This window comes from Streptomyces sp. NPDC088354 (genome assembly GCF_044753585.1).
GTDB lineage: Bacteria > Actinomycetota > Actinomycetes > Streptomycetales > Streptomycetaceae > Actinacidiphila.
Map to the genome: position 1 here is coordinate 51,988 of NZ_JBIVNJ010000024.1, position 16,630 is coordinate 68,617.

Annotated in this window: 14 protein-coding genes; 9 read left to right on the forward strand and 5 right to left on the reverse strand. The window is 72.7% G+C overall.

The annotated features are described in order from the left end of the window. Positions 1–126: 126 nt before the first annotated feature. Together ACIP98_RS28465 and ACIP98_RS28470 are read right to left on the reverse strand one after the other, a co-directional pair. A complete protein-coding gene (locus ACIP98_RS28465; RefSeq protein ID WP_401978606.1) occupies positions 127–744 on the reverse strand; it encodes a hypothetical protein in 618 nt (205 codons plus the stop codon). Between the two features lie 63 nt (positions 745–807). Continuing rightward, complete coding sequence (locus ACIP98_RS28470) at positions 808–1,884, reverse strand: LacI family DNA-binding transcriptional regulator (RefSeq protein WP_401978608.1); 1,077 nt, start codon at positions 1,882–1,884, stop codon at positions 808–810. Between the two features lie 170 nt (positions 1,885–2,054). Here ACIP98_RS28470 and ACIP98_RS28475 point away from each other — a divergent pair, with 170 nt between their 5' ends. Further along, complete coding sequence (locus tag ACIP98_RS28475) at positions 2,055–4,274, forward strand: glycoside hydrolase family 3 N-terminal domain-containing protein (protein ID WP_401978610.1); 2,220 nt, start codon at positions 2,055–2,057, stop codon at positions 4,272–4,274. Between the two features lie 48 nt (positions 4,275–4,322). On the opposite strand, the gene ACIP98_RS28480 is transcribed toward ACIP98_RS28475, so the two are convergent. Continuing rightward, on the reverse strand, positions 4,323–4,712 hold the full coding sequence (locus ACIP98_RS28480; protein ID WP_401978612.1) for a winged helix-turn-helix transcriptional regulator: 390 nt from the start codon (positions 4,710–4,712) through the stop codon (positions 4,323–4,325). Between the two features lie 120 nt (positions 4,713–4,832). Between ACIP98_RS28480 and ACIP98_RS28485 the strand changes: the two genes are divergently transcribed. Together ACIP98_RS28485 and ACIP98_RS28490 are read left to right on the forward strand one after the other, a co-directional pair. Next, positions 4,833–5,681 (forward strand): NAD(P)H-binding protein, encoded by an 849-nt coding sequence (locus ACIP98_RS28485; RefSeq protein WP_401978614.1) that lies wholly within the window; start codon positions 4,833–4,835, stop codon positions 5,679–5,681. A gap of 49 nt (positions 5,682–5,730) precedes the next feature. Continuing rightward, on the forward strand, positions 5,731–6,099 hold the full coding sequence (locus ACIP98_RS28490) for a signal peptidase I (protein WP_319663140.1): 369 nt from the start codon (positions 5,731–5,733) through the stop codon (positions 6,097–6,099). A 15-nt stretch (positions 6,100–6,114) separates the two neighbouring features. Here the strand turns inward: ACIP98_RS28490 and ACIP98_RS28495 are convergent, their stop codons facing one another. Next, positions 6,115–7,422 carry a ThuA domain-containing protein gene (locus tag ACIP98_RS28495; protein WP_401978615.1) on the reverse strand — a complete coding sequence of 436 codons (1,308 nt, stop codon included), beginning with the start codon at positions 7,420–7,422 and terminating at the stop codon, positions 6,115–6,117. 575 nt (positions 7,423–7,997) lie between these two features. Between ACIP98_RS28495 and ACIP98_RS28500 the strand changes: the two genes are divergently transcribed. From ACIP98_RS28500 to ACIP98_RS28525, 6 genes are all read left to right on the forward strand, one after another. Next, the gene (locus ACIP98_RS28500; protein WP_401978617.1) at positions 7,998–10,223 is read left to right on the forward strand and encodes an RICIN domain-containing protein; all 2,226 of its coding nucleotides are present in this window, start codon (positions 7,998–8,000) and stop codon (positions 10,221–10,223) included. Positions 10,224–10,714: 491 nt separating this feature from the next. Continuing rightward, positions 10,715–12,139: a ricin-type beta-trefoil lectin domain protein gene (locus tag ACIP98_RS28505; RefSeq protein WP_401978618.1), complete on the forward strand. Its 1,425-nt coding sequence runs from the start codon at positions 10,715–10,717 to the stop codon at positions 12,137–12,139. 70 nt (positions 12,140–12,209) lie between these two features. After that, complete coding sequence (locus ACIP98_RS28510; protein WP_401978620.1) at positions 12,210–12,941, forward strand: pyridoxal 5'-phosphate synthase; 732 nt, start codon at positions 12,210–12,212, stop codon at positions 12,939–12,941. A gap of 140 nt (positions 12,942–13,081) precedes the next feature. Next, entirely contained in the window at positions 13,082–13,612 is a 531-nt protein-coding gene (locus tag ACIP98_RS28515) for a Clp protease N-terminal domain-containing protein (RefSeq protein WP_401978622.1), read from the forward strand. A gap of 12 nt (positions 13,613–13,624) precedes the next feature. Continuing rightward, positions 13,625–14,620, forward strand: a complete 996-nt coding sequence (locus tag ACIP98_RS28520; RefSeq protein ID WP_401978623.1) for an EamA family transporter — start codon at positions 13,625–13,627, stop codon at positions 14,618–14,620. Between the two features lie 166 nt (positions 14,621–14,786). After that, positions 14,787–15,761: a DMT family transporter gene (locus ACIP98_RS28525; RefSeq protein WP_401978625.1), complete on the forward strand. Its 975-nt coding sequence runs from the start codon at positions 14,787–14,789 to the stop codon at positions 15,759–15,761. Here ACIP98_RS28525 and ACIP98_RS28530 read toward each other — a convergent pair. Continuing rightward, entirely contained in the window at positions 15,695–16,387 is a 693-nt protein-coding gene (locus tag ACIP98_RS28530; protein WP_401978627.1) for an alpha/beta fold hydrolase, read from the reverse strand. The two genes, ACIP98_RS28525 and ACIP98_RS28530, sit on opposite strands and share 67 nt — an antisense overlap. Between the last annotated feature and the right edge of the window lie 243 nt (positions 16,388–16,630).

Below are 16,630 nucleotides of genomic sequence, written 5' to 3' on the forward strand. Positions count from 1 at the left end.
GTGTGAAGCCTCTCCTCGCCCATCGCCTGCCGGAAGAGTGACGACCTTCGCACGAGAATTCGTAACCTGTCAAGGAGGTGATGACGGGAGGGCGGTGCCGACCGCCTCGGGGTGCGGTCACCAGGGTCAGGGGCAGCGTTCGCCGAACTTCACGGCCTTGAAGGAGACGGGTTGCCCGTGCAGCGCCGAGCCGGGGGCGGGGCTCTGCGAGCACACCCGCCAGTTGCTCTCCAGGAGGATGAAGCGGTCCTGGTCGGTGGCGTCCGCCGCGGTGATGCTCGTCGCGGACGGAAGGGCCTGACGGGCCACCTTCAGGGACGCGCCCGTGAGGTCGGGCATGGTGGCACCTGCGGTCGGGGGCGCGGTCGCGTCGCTCGCGGGGCAGGTCTCGGCGAGCTTGACCGTTCCGAGGTCGACCGTCGTCGCGGTGGGGCGGCGGCCCGGCGCGGGGCTCTGGAAGCAGACCTTCCAGTCGCGGTCCCAGATCTGCTCGCGTCCCCGGCCCAGGGAGTCGTGCGAGTCCATCCGGTGGAAACCGAGCGACTGGGCCCGGTCCTGGGCTGCCTGGAGGCCCATGCCGTGCAGGTCGGGGAGGTCGGCGACCGTGGCGGGGGCCGTGGTGCGGCCGCCGGACGGCCGGTCGCTGGTGCCGTCGTCCGCCGGGTCGCACGCGGCGATGGCGGTCACGGCGATGACGGCGAGGGTCGCGGCCAGGGCGCGGGCGGCGGGGCGGGTGATGCTCATGACCGGATACGTACCCGGACACATCGCGTGAATGCCGCAACCCCGCCGCAAGGTGACGCGCGGTCAGTCCGCCCTGGCCCCGCAACTGTCGCGTACCACCAGCCGGGTCGGCACCACCGAGGGGGCCGGGCGTTCGGCCGGACCCGGTCCGAGCAGGTCGCGCAGGGCGGCGACGGCGGCGGCGCCGAGGGCGCGGCGGTCCTGCGCGACAGTGGTGAGGGCGGGGCTGACCAGGGTCGCGGCGTCGATGTCGTCGAAGCCGACCACGGCCAGGTCGCTCGGCACGGACCGGCCTGCCTCGGCGGCCGCGCGCAGGGCGCCGATGGCCATGAGGTCGCCCGCCGCGAACAGGGCGGTCGGGGGCTCGGGCAGGGTGAGCAGCCGGTGCACGGCCCGGCGGCCGCTTTCGAGGAAGAAGTCACCGGTGACCACGTACTCCGCCGGCGCGGGCAGCCCGAGTCGGTCGCACGCGGCACGGAATCCGGCCAACCGCTCGGCGGCGGGCGGGAGGTCGGGCGGCCCGGTGACGGTGGCGATCCTGCGGTGACCCAGCGCGTGCAGATGGGCCACCGCCGTCTCGGCGCCTCCTGCGTTGTCGGAGGCGACGCCGGCCGTGCGCGGGCCGTCGAAGGTGACGTCGAGTCCCGCGCAGGGCGTCCCGGAGGCGGCGAGCACGCGCAGGGCACGGTCGTCGGCCGGGCGGCCCATGACGATGACGCCTTCCAGGCTGTGCCGGCGAACGGCCTGGACGTACACCCCGTCCGGAGCGCCGGGGCCGGCCGTCGTCAGCAGCATCAGGTGGTAGCCGGCCTCGGACAGGGCGGTGCGCACCGAGCTCAGCAGGCCCTGGAGGAAGGGGTGGTGAAGTCCCTGGGACTCGTGCCAGGTGTCCCACAGCAGGCCGATGGTGTCGGAGCGGCGACGGACCAGGGTGCGGGCCGGTTCGTTGGGGGCGTAGCCGAGTTCACCGGCGAGCCGGCGGATGCGCTCACGGGTGGCCTCGCTGACGTCGGCGCGGTTGTTGAGCGCGCGCGAGACCGTCGCGGTCGACACTCCGCTGCGGCGGGCGAGTTCGCGCAGGGTGACGGCGGTGGCGCCCTGGGGCGGCGGGACGGGGGTCTGGTCTCCGGGGGTTCGCATCACGCTCACAGTCTTGACGATGTGTCATGTCAGCGTCAGGCTCTTGGGGCGACAGCAGCCGGAAACGTTTACGGCCAGTGCCCCTGCGGGGCCGGACAGGGAACGGGATGCCTGCGATGCCTGCGAACGAACCGCGCACACGCCCCACTCGCTCACGCCTGAGAAACCTCGTGGTCCTCGCGACGGCGGCCGCCTGCGCCGCCGCCGTCGCGGCCGTGCCCGCCCAGGCCGACGGCCCTCTGTACACGCGGGCCGGCGCGCCGGTGGACCTGCGCGTGAAGGACCTCCTCAAGCGCATGACGCTGGACGAGAAGATCGGTCAGATGGACCAGATCGCGGTCGCCCGGATCCAGGGCGACTGCGAATGGAGCGGCGGCGAGCTCAACGAGAGCTGCATGAAGACCGTCCTCGCCGACTACCCGGTCGGCTCGGTGATCTCCGGCGGCGGCATGGCCCCCGCCAAGAACACCCCGCAGGACTGGGCGAAGATGGTCAACGCCGTACAGAAGTACGCCATCACCAACTCGCGGCTGCACATTCCGATCGTGTACGGCGTGGACGGGGTGCACGGGCACAACAACGTGCTCGGCGCCACGATCTTCCCGCACCAGATCGGCCTGGGCGCCACCTGGGACCCGGGCACCGTGCACGACTCCGCCGCCGCCACGGCCCGCGCCGTCGCCGCCACCGGCATCGACTGGAACTTCGCCCCCGTCGCCGACCTCGCCCGCGACCAGCGGTGGGGCCGCTACTACGAGACGTACGGCGAGGACCCGCTGCTCGCCGGCACGCTGGCCGCCGCCGCGGTCGACGGCGCCGAGCACGCCAAGGGCGCCAAGCGGGTGGCCGCCACCGTCAAGCACTTCGGCGGCTACTCCGAGCCCGCCAACGGCCACGACCGGGTGCCCGCCGATGTCTCGATCCGCTATCTGCAGGACACCCTCCTGCCCTCGTACAAACAGGCCGTGCAGTCGGGCGCCAAGTCCGTCATGGTCAACTCCGGTGCCGTCAACGGCGTTCCGGCCACCGCCTCGACCTACCTGCTCACCAAGGTCCTCCGGCAGCAGTGGGGCTTCAAGGGCGTGACCGTCAGCGACTGGGAGGACGTCCGGGCGCTGCAGACCCGCTACAAGATCGCCGCCGACTACCCCGAGGCGATCGCGCTGGCCGTCAACGCGGGCCTCGACATGGCGATGGAGCCGTACTTCGCCAAGGAGTGGAGCGAGGGCCTGAAGACCGCCGTGAACCGGCACCTGGTCCCGCAGCGGCGGATCGACGAGGCCGTCGGCCGCATCCTGCGGATGAAGTTCGAACTGGGCCTCTTCGAGCACCCGTACGTCGACGCGGCCAAGGCCGACGCCGCGGTGAACGGCGCCGACACGGGCCTGGCGCGCACCGCGGCCGCGCAGTCCCAGGTGCTGCTGCGCAACGAGGGCGGCGTGCTGCCGGTGAGCCCCTCCGCCAAGCGGATCGTCGTCGCGGGCTCCTACGCGGACGACATCAACGACCAGGCGGGCGGCTGGACCATCGGCTGGCAGGGCGTGCCCGACGGGGTGACCCTGCCTGGCACGACCATCCTGGAGGGCATCCGCGAGGCCGCACCGGCCGGTACCGAGGTGGTGCAGGCCAAGACCGCCGACGACGCCGTGGCCCAGGCGAAGAACGCGGACCTGACGGTCGTCGTGGTCGGCGAGAAGGCCGGCGCCGAGGGCGCGGCGGACAGCCCCCGCCCGGAACTGACGGGCGATCAGCAGGCGCTGGTGAAGTCCCTGAAGGCGAGCGGCAAGCCGGTCGTCACCGTCGTCGTGGCCGGGCGCCCGCTGGTGCTGGGCGACGCCGAGGGCACCCAGGGGCTGCTGATGTCCTGGCTGCCGGGCACCGAGGGCGGCCACGCCGTCGCCGACGTGCTCTTCGGCAAGGTCAACCCGAGCGGCCGGATGCCGGTGTCCTGGCCGAGGAACATCGGCGACGAGCCGATGTACTACCAGCAGCTGCCGGGCACCAACGGCGGTCCGGAGTCCTCGTACGACCCGCTCTACGCGTTCGGCGCGGGGCTGTCGTACACGACGTACAGCTTCGACGCCCTCACCGCCGACTCCAGGGGAGTCAGGGTGACGGTCTCCGACACCGGTGCCCGGGACGGTGACCTGGTGGTCCCGGTCTACGCGTCGCGGCCGGTCAGCGACGTGCTGGCGCCCGCGCGCAAGCTGGTGGCGTTCACGAAGGTCCACCTGAGGGCGGGCGAGCGCAGGACCGTCCGGATGGACTTCGCCAGGAGCGCGCTCGCGGTGACGCCCGGCGACATCGACGGCTCGGGCACGCCGCGCGTCGAGCGGGGCACGTACACCTTCACCGCGGGGGACAAGAGCGCCGACGTGGTGCTGCGTTAGGCGCGGCGCGCCGGGGACCACGGGCCCGCCGGCCCGTGGTCCCCGGCGTCAGTTGGCCGCGTCGTACCGCGATCGCGCCCGGTCCACCTCGGGCATGTGGCCCTGCGACCAGTCGGCGAGCGAGGCGAACAGCGGCGCCAGGCTGCTGCCGAGTTCGCTGATCTCGTACTCGACGCGCGGCGGCACCTCGGGGAAGTAGGTACGGACCACCAGGCCGTCACGCTCCAGCTGGCGCAGGCGCTGCGTCAGGACCTTCGGGGTGACCGAGCCGATCCGGCGCTGGAGTTCCACGAAACGCTGCCGGCCGTGGGCGTGCAGCGTCCACAGGATCGGGGTGGTCCAGCGGCTGAAGACCAGGTCGACGACCGGGCTGATCGGGCAGGCCAGCACGGGATCGGCGGCCGGGGAGGGGGCGGTGCGGGCGGAGGGACTGCTCATCGGGGCACACCTCGGTCGGAGTTCGGGTGGTCCGGCATAGTCACTATCTTCTAGGTACCTACTATACCTGCGCTGTTAGCTTCGTCCTGTCGCAGTCAACAGGCCGAAACGGAGCCGAAGATGATCGCAGTAACAGGTGCCACCGGGAACGTCGGACAGCCTCTCGTCCGGGCCCTCGCCGCGGCGGGGGAGCCGGTGACGGCGCTCTCCCGCCGGACCCCGGCGCAGGGCGAACTTCCCGCCGGCGTGGACCATCACCAGGTCGACCTCACCGCCCCGGAGGAGCTGCGCGCGGCGCTGGACGGCGCCGAGGCGCTGTTCCTGCTGCCTGCCCCGGACCTCCTCGGACCCGGCGGCCGGCCGTACGACCTCGTCGGCGCCGCCAAGGCGGCCGGGGTGCGGCGCGTCGTGCTGCTCTCCTCGCAGGCCGCGGGCACCCGCCCGGACGCGGCCTCCCACGAGCCGCTGCGGGTCTTCGAGGCCGCGGTGCGCGAGTCCGGCGTCGACTGGACGGTCCTGCGGGGCGCCGGGTTCGCCTCCAACGCCTTCGCCTGGGCGGAGTCGGTGCGCACGGCGCGTACGGTGGCCGCGCCCTTCGCCGACGTCGCGCTTCCGGTGGTCGACCCCGCCGACATCGCGGCCGCCGCGGCGGTCGTCCTGCGCGACGCCGGACACACCGGACGCACCTACGCGTTGACGGGTCCGGTGCCCGTCTCGCCGCGGGAGCAGGCCGCCGCGATCGGCGAGGTGCTCGGCGAGCCGCTGCGCTTCGTCGAACTGGGCCGGGAGGAGGCCCGGTCCGGCATGCTGCGCTTCATGCCCGAGGCCGTCGCGGACGGCACCCTGGACATCCTGGGGCAGCCGCTCCCCGCGGAGCGGCGTGTCAGCCCCGATGCCGAGGCACTGCTGGGCCGCCCCGCTCGGCCGTTCGCCGCCTGGGTGGCGCGCAATGCCGCCGCCTTCCGCTGAGGGACGGCGTGCGGCGGGCCGCCGACCAGCGGGTGTTAGCGTCGCGACCATGGACGACAGCGTGTACGTGGGCAACGCCGGCCGGGACGCGGCACTGGACCGGGGATGGCTCCTGGGCCACTTCAAGGACGCCGGCGATCCCCGGCACAGCACGGACGTGGAGATCAAGTGGGGGGTGCACCCCCAGGGGGACGAGCGGGCGGCCTGGGTGCGCGGAGAGGCGCGCACGGCACTGCTGGTGCTGATCAGCGGCCGCTTCCGGGTCGAGTTGCCAGGGCGCAGCGTGGTGCTCGCGGAACAGGGCGACTACGTCGTGTGGGGGCGCGGGGTGGACCACTCCTGGTACGCGGAGGAGGAGTCCGTCGTGCTGACGGTGCGCTGGCCGTCCGTACCCGGGTACGGGGTACGGACGGCCTGACGCACGCGCCCGGTGTCAGGACCGGGCGGTGAGCTGGAACGACTGGGCGGCGGTGCCGTTGCAGGTGTACTGCTGGATGCGCGCGGCGTCCGCGGTGGACGCCGAGGGCACGTCGAGGCACTTGCCGCTGTTGCGGTTGACGAAGTGGAAGGTGCCGCCGGTCTCGGCGACCGGCAGCCACTGCTGGTTGGCGCCGCCCGAGTACGACCAGAGCTGGATCTTGGCGGCGTCGGCGGTGGAGACGTCGGTGACGTCCCACGACTTGGTCGCGTCGTTGCGGTTGTCGACCCGGTAGTAGCCGCCGGAGGTGGGCTGGAACCGCCAGTCCTGTGCGGTGGTGCCGTTGCAGGCGTACTGCTGCACGGCCGTGCCGTTGGCGGTGGCCGCGGCGGCCGCGTCGACGCACTTCCCGCTGTGCTTGGCGGCGACCGTCGCCCAGCCGCTGGGCACCGAGCCGGTCGGCGGGTTGGGGTCGCCGGTCGAACCGGTGCCGAGCCACTTGAGGCCGTCGAGCAGGAAGGTGTTCTGGGTGGCGCTCGCGAAGGTCGACGACAGTCCGGTGTTGGTGTCGTAGTTCATCGCGTTGTGGCCGAAGTTGGCGTACAGCATCCGGTACTTGGTGTTGGTCCACAGGATCGGGTAGTAGCCGCTGTACCAGGACTGGTTGGGGTCGGTGCCCAGGGGGAAGCTCACCGGGTCGACGGACGCCAGGATGTCGATGTCCGGGTTGGTGCGCAGGTCGTTGCTCCAGCTGTACCACTCGCTCACCGCCGAGGTGAACGTCGCGGGCAGGTGGCTGGTGGAGGGGTGCGTGCGGTCCTCGACGCGCAGCACGGCGGTGGTGGGGCCCCAGGTGTTGGAGTTGAAGTTGCCGCTGCCCAGGAACTGGTTGTAGTACCACGGCCAGCTCTGCGCGCTGGTGGTGAACGCCGAGACGTGGAAGCCCAGCCAGGCACCGCCGCCGCGCATGTAGGCCTCGAAGCCCGCGCGCTGGGCGGCGGTCTGCGGGGCGTCGTCGAGGAAGAGGACGACCTGGTACTGCTTCAGCGCGTTGCTGTCGGCCAGCAGGTTCCAGTTGTTCGTCGAGGTGTACGTGAAGCCGTTGGCGGCGGCCTGCTGCGGGAACCAGCGGTTGGCCTCGCCGACGAAGTTGATGTGGGCCGCGTCGTAGGTGCCGTTGTAGAAGGCGATCACCTTGAAGGGCGTGGCCGCCGCGGCGCCGGGGCCGGCGACGGCCGGGGCGGCGGTGATGCCCAGGAGGACGGCGAACAGGAGGAGGAGGCGGCCGGCGGCGCGCCGGGCGGCGGTGGTGAGAGCGGTCATGGGGGGAGTGGTCCTTCCCGTGTCGGCGGGGGTGGATGGGGCGCCGGTGAGGGTGAAGGGCGTTGAACGGGCGGTGAACCGTGGTGCGTTGGGGGGAATCCGTGGGGGAGACCTTTGTCAACGATGTGATTTAAGGAGTGAAGGAAGGGTGCCGTCAAGGCTTTGGTACAGACCAGTCGAGGCGGTTCTGGCCGCGGGTCCGGAGCGGCGCGGGAGGCCGGTGCGAGGGGCCCGTGTTCACCTGTTGATCGGCGTGTCTCCGCGGCAGTCGTCGGGAGCCCACCCGGATGCCCGGTGTTCGGGCTGCTCAAACACCGTGTGCGTGGGATGAGTCGAGGGTTTACCACGGACCGGGGGGAGTTCGGAATCCGTAGCGCCACCTCTTGACGTGTCCCCTCCATGAGCCTAACTTCACGCCGTGAAGAAAGGTTGTCCAGACCTTTGAGCCGCCGTCGGCACCGGACGCCCACCGTCCGGTGAACCTCGTACCACCTCTTCACACTCCTGCATGCCGACGCTCGCTTCGGCATGCCCGCCCCCCACGGCGCCGCGCCCCGCGCGGCACAGGAGCATCCATGAGATCCCTTGGAGCACCGTCTCCGGACGCCCCCGGCCGCGGCCGGATCCGGCGTCGCGTCATACCGCTCGCGCTGGGCGCGCTGTTCACCTCGGGCCTGTCCGCCGTCGCGCTCGCCCCCCAGGCGCAGGCCGCAGTGCCCACCGGCTGGGTCACGGTCGCGGCCAAGCACAGCGGGAAGTGCGTCGACGCGGCCGCCGCGGCCACCGCGAACGGGACGGCCGTGCAGCAGTACGCCTGCAACGGCACCACCGCGCAGCAGTGGCAGTTCCAGGCGACGAGCGACGGATACGTGCGGGTCAACAACCGCAACGACGCGACCAAGTCGTGGGACGTCACCGACGTCTCCACCGCCGACGGCGCACCGGTGCAGTTGTGGTCGTACTCGAGCGGCGCCAACCAGCAGTGGCTGCCGGTGGAGGAGGCCGGCGGCACCTACCACTTCGTCAACCGCAACAGCGGCAAGTGCCTCGACGTGCCCTCCGCCTCGACCGCAGACGGCGCCCGCGTCCAGCAGTACACCTGCAACGGCACCGCCGCCCAGTCCTTCAGCCTCGGCTCGACGGACGCGCCGCAGAACCCGCCCGGTACCCCCGACCTGGGCCCCAACGTCTCCGTCTTCGACCCGTCGATGTCGTCGGCATCCATCCAGGGCCGGCTCAACCAGGTCTTCGGGCAGCAGGAGTCCAACCAGTTCGGCGCCCAGCGCTACGCCCTGCTGTTCAAGCCGGGCAGCTACAACGTGGACGCCAACGTCGGCTTCTACACCCAGGTCGCGGGCCTCGGCCTGTCCCCGGACGACGTGACGATCAACGGCGCGGTCCACGCGGAGGCCGACTGGTTCCAGGGCAACGCCACCCAGAACTTCTGGCGCTCCGCCGAGAACCTGTCCGTCAACCCGACCGGCGGCACCGACCGCTGGGCGGTCTCCCAGGCAGCCCCCTACCGGCGCATGCACGTCCGCGGCAACCTTCAGCTGGACGACGGCGGCTGGTCAAGCGGCGGTCTCATCGCCGACTCCAAGATCGACGGCCAGGTGCGCTCCGGTTCCCAGCAGCAGTGGCTGTCGCGCAACAGCCAGTGGGGCAGCTGGAGCGGCTCCAACTGGAACATGGTCTTCGTCGGTGACGTCAACGCCCCCGCGAACACCTTCCCGAGCCCGCCGTACACCACGGTCGCGCAGTCCCCGGTGACCCGTGAGAAGCCGTTCCTGTACGTGGACTCGGCCGGCGCCTACAAGGTCTTCGTCCCGGCACTGCGCACCAACAGCCAGGGCACGACCTGGGCGGGGGGCACCCCGGCCGGCAGTTCGCTGTCGATCGACGAGTTCTTCGTCGTGAAGCCCGGTGCCACCGCGACCGACATCAACGGCGCGCTGGCCCAGGGCAAGAACCTGCTGTTCACGCCCGGTGTCTACCACCTCAACCAGACGCTCAACATCAACCGCGCCGACACCGTGGTGCTGGGCCTGGGCCTGGCGACCATCGTCCCGGACAACGGCATCACGGCGGTCAACGTGGCCGACGTGGACGGCGTGAAGATCGCGGGGCTGCTGATCGACGCCGGCACCACCAGCTCGCAGACGCTGATGCAGGTCGGCCCGGCCGGCTCGGCCGCGCGGCACACCGCCGACCCAACCTCGCTGCACGACGTGTTCTTCCGCATCGGCGGCGCGGGCGTCGGCAAGGCCGCGCAGAGCCTGGTGGTCAACAGCTCGGACGTCATCGGCGACCACATGTGGCTGTGGCGCGCCGACCACGGCAGCGGGGTGGGCTGGACCAGCAACACCGCCGCCAACGGCCTGATCGTCAACGGCACGAACGTGACGATGTACGGACTGTTCGTCGAGCACTACCAGCAGCACCAGGTGATCTGGAACGGCAACGGCGGCCGCACGTACTTCTTCCAGAACGAGATGCCCTACGACCCGCCCAACCAGGCCTCCTGGATGAACGGTTCGGTTCGCGGCTACGACGCGTACAAGGTCGGCCCGTCGGTCACCAGTCATGAGGCCTGGGGCCTGGGCAGCTACTGCTACTTCAACGTCAACCCGTCGGTGGTCGCCGACCGTGCCTTCGAGGCGCCGGCCGTGAGCGGGGTCCGCTTCCACGACATGGTGACCGTCTCGCTCGGCGGCACCGGCACCATCAGCCACGTGATCAACAACACCGGAGGACCGTCCAACTCCTCCACCAACGTGGCCAACCTGGTCTCGGGTCCCTAGGCCCTGTCGTCACATTCGCGCCTGCCCCGCGCCGTCTGGCACGGCACTCCCCCAGCCTTCGGCCGGGGGTGCCCCCACGCTGCGTCGTCGAATCGTCCGAGCAGCCCGCTGCGAGGACGACTCTCCGCCTCGCGATGCACCGCACCGGACGGCGCGGGGCCCGCCCTCCGGGCGGCCGGCGCCAATGTGACGACAGGTCCTAGCCAGGAGGGACCCGGCCGAGGCGGGGCCGCCGTTCGCACGGCGGCGGCGGCCCCGCTCCCCGGTGTGCCCGCGTCGACCCGGACGGTGCCCTGACGGTCCGTGGATTCCCTCGGCCGCAGGGGGTTGACGCGGAGCTGGTCTAGTCCATACCGTCATCGGCCATCAGCTGTTCATGTAGTGGGGTGTTGTTCATCTACATGAACAGCCGTCAAGGCCCCCACGCCGTCTCCACGGCGCACCACCCCCCACAGCGCGCACCTCACCGCGCCCACGACAGGAGTCGTCCTGTGCTGAAATCCGCCGTCAGAGCCCTTGCCGCCGTCCCCGCCGTCCTCGCGATGGCCGCCACCGCCGTCGTCGCCACCGGTGGCTCCGCGAGCGCCGCCGCCAACCCCGGCCCCGGCTTCCCCGCCCAGTACGCCGCGCCGTACGTCGAGACCTGGAACTCGCCCTCGGCCATGGCCAACGCCCGCAACGCCACGGGCCTGAAGTACTTCACGCTCGCCTTCGTGATCGACGGCGGCGGCTGCAACGCCATGTTCAACGGCGACACGCCCGTCACCGACTCCGGCTGGACCTCCGCGATCAACTCCTTGCGGTCCGCGGGCGGCGACGTCATCGCCTCCTTCGGCGGCGCCTCCGGCACCGAGATCGGCGTCTCCTGTACGAGCGTCGCCTCGCTGAAGGCCCAGTACAAGAAGGTCGTCGACGCCCTCAACCTCACCCGCATCGACCTCGACATCGAGGGCGGCCAGCTCGACAACACCGCCGCCAACGACCGCCGCAACAAGGCGCTGGCCCAGCTCCAGCAGGAGTACGCCGCCGCCGGCCGCAAGCTCGACGTGCAGTACACCCTCCCGGTCAACCCGACCGGTCTGGAGTCCAACTCGATCAGCCTGCTGAACAACGCCAAGAGCAACGGGCTGAACGTCAACCTCGTCAACATCATGACGATGGACTACGGACCGGCCATGGACATGGGCAAGGCCGCCACCGACGCCGCCACCGCGCTGCGCAGCCAGCTCGGCGCGATCTGGACCACCAAGACCGACGCGCAGCTGTGGGCGATGGAGGGCAACACCCCGATGATCGGGGTCAACGACACCACCGCCGAGACCTTCACCACCGGCAACGCCACCACGCTCGCCAACTTCGCCAAGTCCAAGGGCATCCAGGAGCTCGCCTTCTGGGCGGTCGGCCGCGACAAGGCCTGCGCCTCCAACGGCCAGCTCTCCGACTCCTGCAGCGGCACCTCGCAGAGCGCCTGGCAGTTCTCCAGCATCTTCAACACCGTCACCGGCGGCGGAACCACCCCGCCGCCCACCGGCTCCACCGGCCAGATCACCGGCCTCGGCGGCAAGTGCGTCGACGTCGCCGCCGCGAGCAGCGCCAACGGCACCGCCGTCCAGATGTACGACTGCAACGGCACGACCGCCCAGCAGTGGACCGTGGGCAGCGACGGCACCATCCGCGCCCTCGGCAAGTGCATGGACCTCACCGCCGCAGGCACCGCCAACGGCACCAAGGTGCAGCTGTACGACTGCAACGGCACCGGCGCCCAGGTGTGGCAGCCCGGCTCCGGCGACACTCTGGTGAACCCCGCGTCCGGCAAGTGCCTGGACGTCACCGACAAGTCGACGGCCAACGCGGCACGGCTGCAGATCTGGACCTGCGCCGGCGGCACCAACCAGCAGTTCCACCTCCCGGCCTGACAGGGGGACAGGCCCGCCGCCGCCCGGTGCACCGCGTGTGCGCCGGGCGGCGGCGTGTGAGGATCGGAAGGTGACCGACGACAAGCCCGGACCGGCCGGCGAGCCCGGCGCGGCAGACCAGGACCCCGTGACCGCCCACTCCCTCCGCGAGCGGATGCGTGCCGCCCCCGTACTGGCCGGCCCGCTCCCCGGCTTCGACCCGGCGGCCGCCGGGCCGGCGCCCGGACCGGTCTTCGCCCGCTGGCTGGCCCGTGCCCTCGACGACGGGGTGCCCGAGCCGCACGTCATGACCCTGGCCACGTCCGGCGCCGACGGCCGCCCGTCGGCCCGGGTGCTGATGCTGCGTGGCGTGGACATCGAGCGCTGCGCCTTCGACTTCGCCTCCGAGGCGGCCAGTCGCAAGGGGCGCGACCTGGCCGAGCGTCCGTACGCCTGCCTCACCTGGTACTGGCCGCGGCACGGCCGGCAGATCAGGATGGCCGGGGCGGTGGAGACCCTGGACCGCGCGACCGCCCGCCGTGACTTCCTCGGCCGTCGCGAGGCCTCCCGGGCGGCGGGCTTCACCGGCGTCATGAGCGCGCCGCTCGACGGCCCGGCCGCCTACCAGCAGGCCCGGCGGCGCGCGGCGGAGCACATCGCCGCCGAGCCCGAGGACGTACCGGAGGGCCACACCGTCTACCGACTCGTCGCCGACGAGGCCGAATTCTGGCAGGCGGGCCCCGCAGGCGGCCACATCAGGCTCCGCTACCTGCGCGACCCGGCGGCACCGCAGGGGTGGACGCACGGTCTGCTCTGGCCCTGAGGCGCGCAGCCCTGAGAAGCCACGTGTCCGGCGTCATCCCTCAGGAGGACCGGCCCCGCGCGCGTGCCCACCCGGAGGAGTAGCGACGAATGGCTCCGCGCGCCGATGCCGCGCGACGACGGAACTGATGGGGTGGGACCGTGCACAGGGACGACTTGCGGCTCACCGTGGAGCTGCGCTCGGTGACCGCCGGGGCGCGGCGCCGCGCGGTGCGGGACGGCGACGACCGCGTCGACACCGCGCACCTGCTCCACTCGCTGCTGGAGAACGACCCGCGGGCCCGCGAGGCCGTGGACGGCGGCGCGGGCGGCGGCCAGGTGGCCCGCGTCCTGGGCTACCTGGTGCAGCGCAGCATCGGCTACGGCATGCGGTGGCGCGGCGCCGTCGAGGACTCCGGGGCCCTGACCGTGCTCACCTCCCTCGGCGCCCCCGGCTGGAGCCCGGCCGCCGCGACCGCGATCGGCGCCGCGGTCGCCCGCGCGCAGGAGCGGGGTGCGACGCAGGCCGACGGCGCCGATCTGCTGGCCGCGCTCCTGGCCGACCCGGGGTGCCGGGCCGTGGAGGTGCTGCGGGCCGCCGGCGTGGCACCGGGACGGCCGCCGGTGGGACCGCCGGCCCAGCGCGGGGCGGATGACAGCCGCTACTGGGATGACGGTCCTGTCGTGAGCTGACATCATGGCCCGATGCATGTGTCTCAGGGGAGGAACACCGGGCTCGGACTGGCGCTGGTCTCGGCGTTCGCGTTCGGTGGTTCGGGGGTCGCGGCCAAGCCGCTGATCGAGGCCGGGCTGGACCCGCTGCACGTGGTCTGGCTGCGGGTCGCCGGCGCCGCGCTCATCATGCTGCCCGTCGTCCTGCGGCACCGCGCCCTGCTGCTGCGCCGCCCCGCGGTGCTGGCCGGCTTCGGGCTGCTCGGCGTCGCCGGTGTGCAGGCGTTCTACTTCGCGGCCATATCCCGCATCCCCGTAGGCGTCGCGATCCTCGTGGAGTTCCTCGGCCCCGCGCTGCTGCTCGGCTGGGTGCGCTTCGTCCAGCGCAAGGCGGTCAGCAGGGCCGCGGCCGTCGGCGTGGTGCTCGCCGTCGGCGGGATGGCGGCCGTGGTCGAGGTGTGGTCGGGGCTCGCCTTCGACCCGCTGGGCCTCGCGCTGGCCTTCGGAGCCGCCTGCTGCCAGGTCAGCTACTTCGTCCTGGCCGACCACGGCAGCGACGGCGAGGACGCGCCCGATCCCGTCGCCGTCATCGCGTACGGACTGCTCATCGGCGCCCTCGTACTGACCGTCACCTCCCGCCCCTGGGAGATGGACTGGACCGTGCTCACCCACCGCGCCGACATGGGCGAGGTGTCGGTGCCCGCACTGCTGCTCGTCGGCTGGATCGTGCTGGTGGCCACCGTCGTCGCCTACCTCACCGGAGTGCTCGCGGTACGGCGGCTGTCGCCGCAGGTCGCCGGAGTCGTCGCCTGCCTGGAAGCGGTCGTCGGCACGATCCTCGCCTGGATCCTGCTCGACGAGCACCTGGGCCTGCCGCAGATCCTCGGCGGCGTCCTCGTCCTCGCGGGCGCCTTTGTCGCGCAGACCGCGAAGAAGCGGGCGGCGACCACCGTGGTGGCCGGCGCGCTGCCGGTCGACGCGGAGGCCGCCGATGCGGGGGCCGCCCAGGACAAGGCGCGGCTCCTATAAAGTCGGCGTCATGCGACACACCGTTCTCCCCCCGCCGCCCGCCGCCTGAGGCGGACGGCGCACCCACGGAAGACCCGGCCCGGGCACGTCCCCGGGCAGGTGGCCGCTGCCCGCACACGGGAGCACGCGACCACCACATTCCTTCCGCGGGAGCACCCTCGTGTCCATGTCACCTGCCCTGCCGGTCCGGCGGGGCCTGCTCTACGTCACCCTCGCCGCCACCGCATGGGGCACCGCGGGCGCCGTCGCCTCGGTGCTGTACGACAGCACCGGACTCGGCCCCTTCGCCCTCACCTTCTGGCGCTCGGCCGGCGGCTGCGTGCTGCTGCTCGCGGCCCGGGCGGCCCTGGGCACGACTCCGCCGCCCCGCCCCGGCACGCGCACCCTGCTCATCGGTCTCGGGCTGACCGCCTTTCAGACCGCGTACTTCATGGCCGTCGCCGCCACCGGCCTCGCCGTCGCCACGGTCGTCACCCTCGGATCCGGGCCCGTGCTCATCGCCCTCGGCGGGTGGCTGTGGACCGGCGAACGCCTCGGCCGCGGCGGCGCGTGGGGCGTCGGCGCGGCCCTGGCCGGGCTGGCCGTCATCGTTCTGGGCGGAGGCGGCGACGCGACGGTGCGCCCGGCGGGCGTCGCCCTCGCGCTGGCCTCCGGGGCTGGCTACGCCGCCGTCACCCTGCTGACCCGGCAGGCCGCCCGCCGCGGTGAGGCCGAGGACCCGGCGACGGTGTCGCTGTGGTCCTTCGCGGTGTGCGCCGCGGCGGTGCTGCCGTTCGCCGTGGCCGAGGGACCGCTGCCGCGCCAGGACGCGCTGAACGTCGCGCTGCCGCTGCTGCTGTACGTCGCCGCGGTGCCCACCGCGCTCGCGTACGGGCTGTACTTCGCGGGCGCGGCGGTCCTGCGGCCGGCCACGGTCTCGGTGATCGCCCTCATCGAGCCCGTCTCGGCCGCCGTGGTCGCGATCGCGGCCCTCGGCGAGCGGCCGGCGCCCGCGACCGTGCTGGGCACCTCGATCCTGCTCGCCGCGGTCGCCGGTATCGGGACGGCCGAGACCCGCGGACCGTCGGGCACCGGTCAGCGGTCGGCGTCGGCCGTGATCAGTGCGGCCAGCTCGGCGGGCGCCGAGAGGAAGGGGGAGTGACTCCACGCCCGGCGGTACGACCGCTCGGCGCGCAGGGCCATCGTCTCCTGGAAGGCCGGAGTCAGGGCCTTGTCGTCCTCGCAGACGATGTAGCTGCAGGGCACCGTCTTCCACCCGGCGGCCGTGAGCGGCTCGCTGAAGGACTTCAGGCTCTGCGGCACCAGGCGGGCCACGGCGCGGTCGGCGTCCTCCGGGGCGACGCCACCGTAGAGGATGTCCCCCGGCTCGCCGGGCAGGGGCACGCTGCCGCTGTCGCCGGAGGGGATCTGCCCGTCGCTCAGCCCGGCGAGCGAGACGCCCTCGTCGAGCAGGAAGGCGGCCAGGTACACCAGGCGGGAGACATGGGGCGCCTGCGCGACGGCCTCGGTGACGGGCAGGCCGCCGTAGGAGTGCGCCAGCACCGTCACCGGGCCGTCGAGCGCCGCGAGGCGTTCCCGGACGGCGCGCGCGTCGTCGTACATCCCGGCGTTGTCCGCGGGGTCGGCGGAGGCGCTCGGCAGGTCCACGGTGGCCACGCGCCATCCGAGCGCGGTGAGCTCGGGAACGAGCGCCTCCCAGCACCAGGCACCGTGCCAGGCGCCGTGGACCAGGAGGATCGTGGGCGTGCTGTTGTCTGTAGTGGTCATCGATCGGCTTTCGGGAAACGGGATCTCAGGGGGCCGGCGCCGGGCGCCTGACGCGGAGGAGCGGGGCTTGGCGCGCCCCGCTCCTCCGCAGACGCTACGGGCGGCACCGGCCGGTGGACCATGCGCGCCTGTCCGCGCTTCTTGCGCGGACGTCCCGGACGCGGGTCCGCGGCGGGACACGCGGGCCCGGTCTCCGGGTGCGGCCCCGCAGCGCGGCGTGCACGCTGGAGGACGGGCAGTGAG

Bases quoted from the DNA above. Each gene is read 5' to 3' on its own strand.
- ACIP98_RS28490 (WP_319663140.1), top strand. From the start codon at position 5,731: ATGGACGACAGCGTGTACGTGGGCAACGCCGGCCGGGACGCGGCACTG.
- ACIP98_RS28470 (WP_401978608.1), bottom strand. From the start codon at position 1,884: ATGCGAACCCCCGGAGACCAGACCCCCGTCCCGCCGCCCCAGGGCGCC.
- ACIP98_RS28485 (WP_401978614.1), top strand. From the start codon at position 4,833: ATGATCGCAGTAACAGGTGCCACCGGGAACGTCGGACAGCCTCTCGTC.
- ACIP98_RS28500 (WP_401978617.1), top strand. From the start codon at position 7,998: ATGAGATCCCTTGGAGCACCGTCTCCGGACGCCCCCGGCCGCGGCCGG.
- ACIP98_RS28525 (WP_401978625.1), top strand. From the start codon at position 14,787: ATGTCACCTGCCCTGCCGGTCCGGCGGGGCCTGCTCTACGTCACCCTC.
- ACIP98_RS28520 (WP_401978623.1), top strand. From the start codon at position 13,625: ATGCATGTGTCTCAGGGGAGGAACACCGGGCTCGGACTGGCGCTGGTC.
- ACIP98_RS28480 (WP_401978612.1), bottom strand. From the start codon at position 4,712: ATGAGCAGTCCCTCCGCCCGCACCGCCCCCTCCCCGGCCGCCGATCCC.
- ACIP98_RS28530 (WP_401978627.1), bottom strand. From the start codon at position 16,387: ATGACCACTACAGACAACAGCACGCCCACGATCCTCCTGGTCCACGGC.
- ACIP98_RS28465 (WP_401978606.1), bottom strand. From the start codon at position 744: ATGAGCATCACCCGCCCCGCCGCCCGCGCCCTGGCCGCGACCCTCGCC.
- ACIP98_RS28495 (WP_401978615.1), bottom strand. From the start codon at position 7,422: ATGACCGCTCTCACCACCGCCGCCCGGCGCGCCGCCGGCCGCCTCCTC.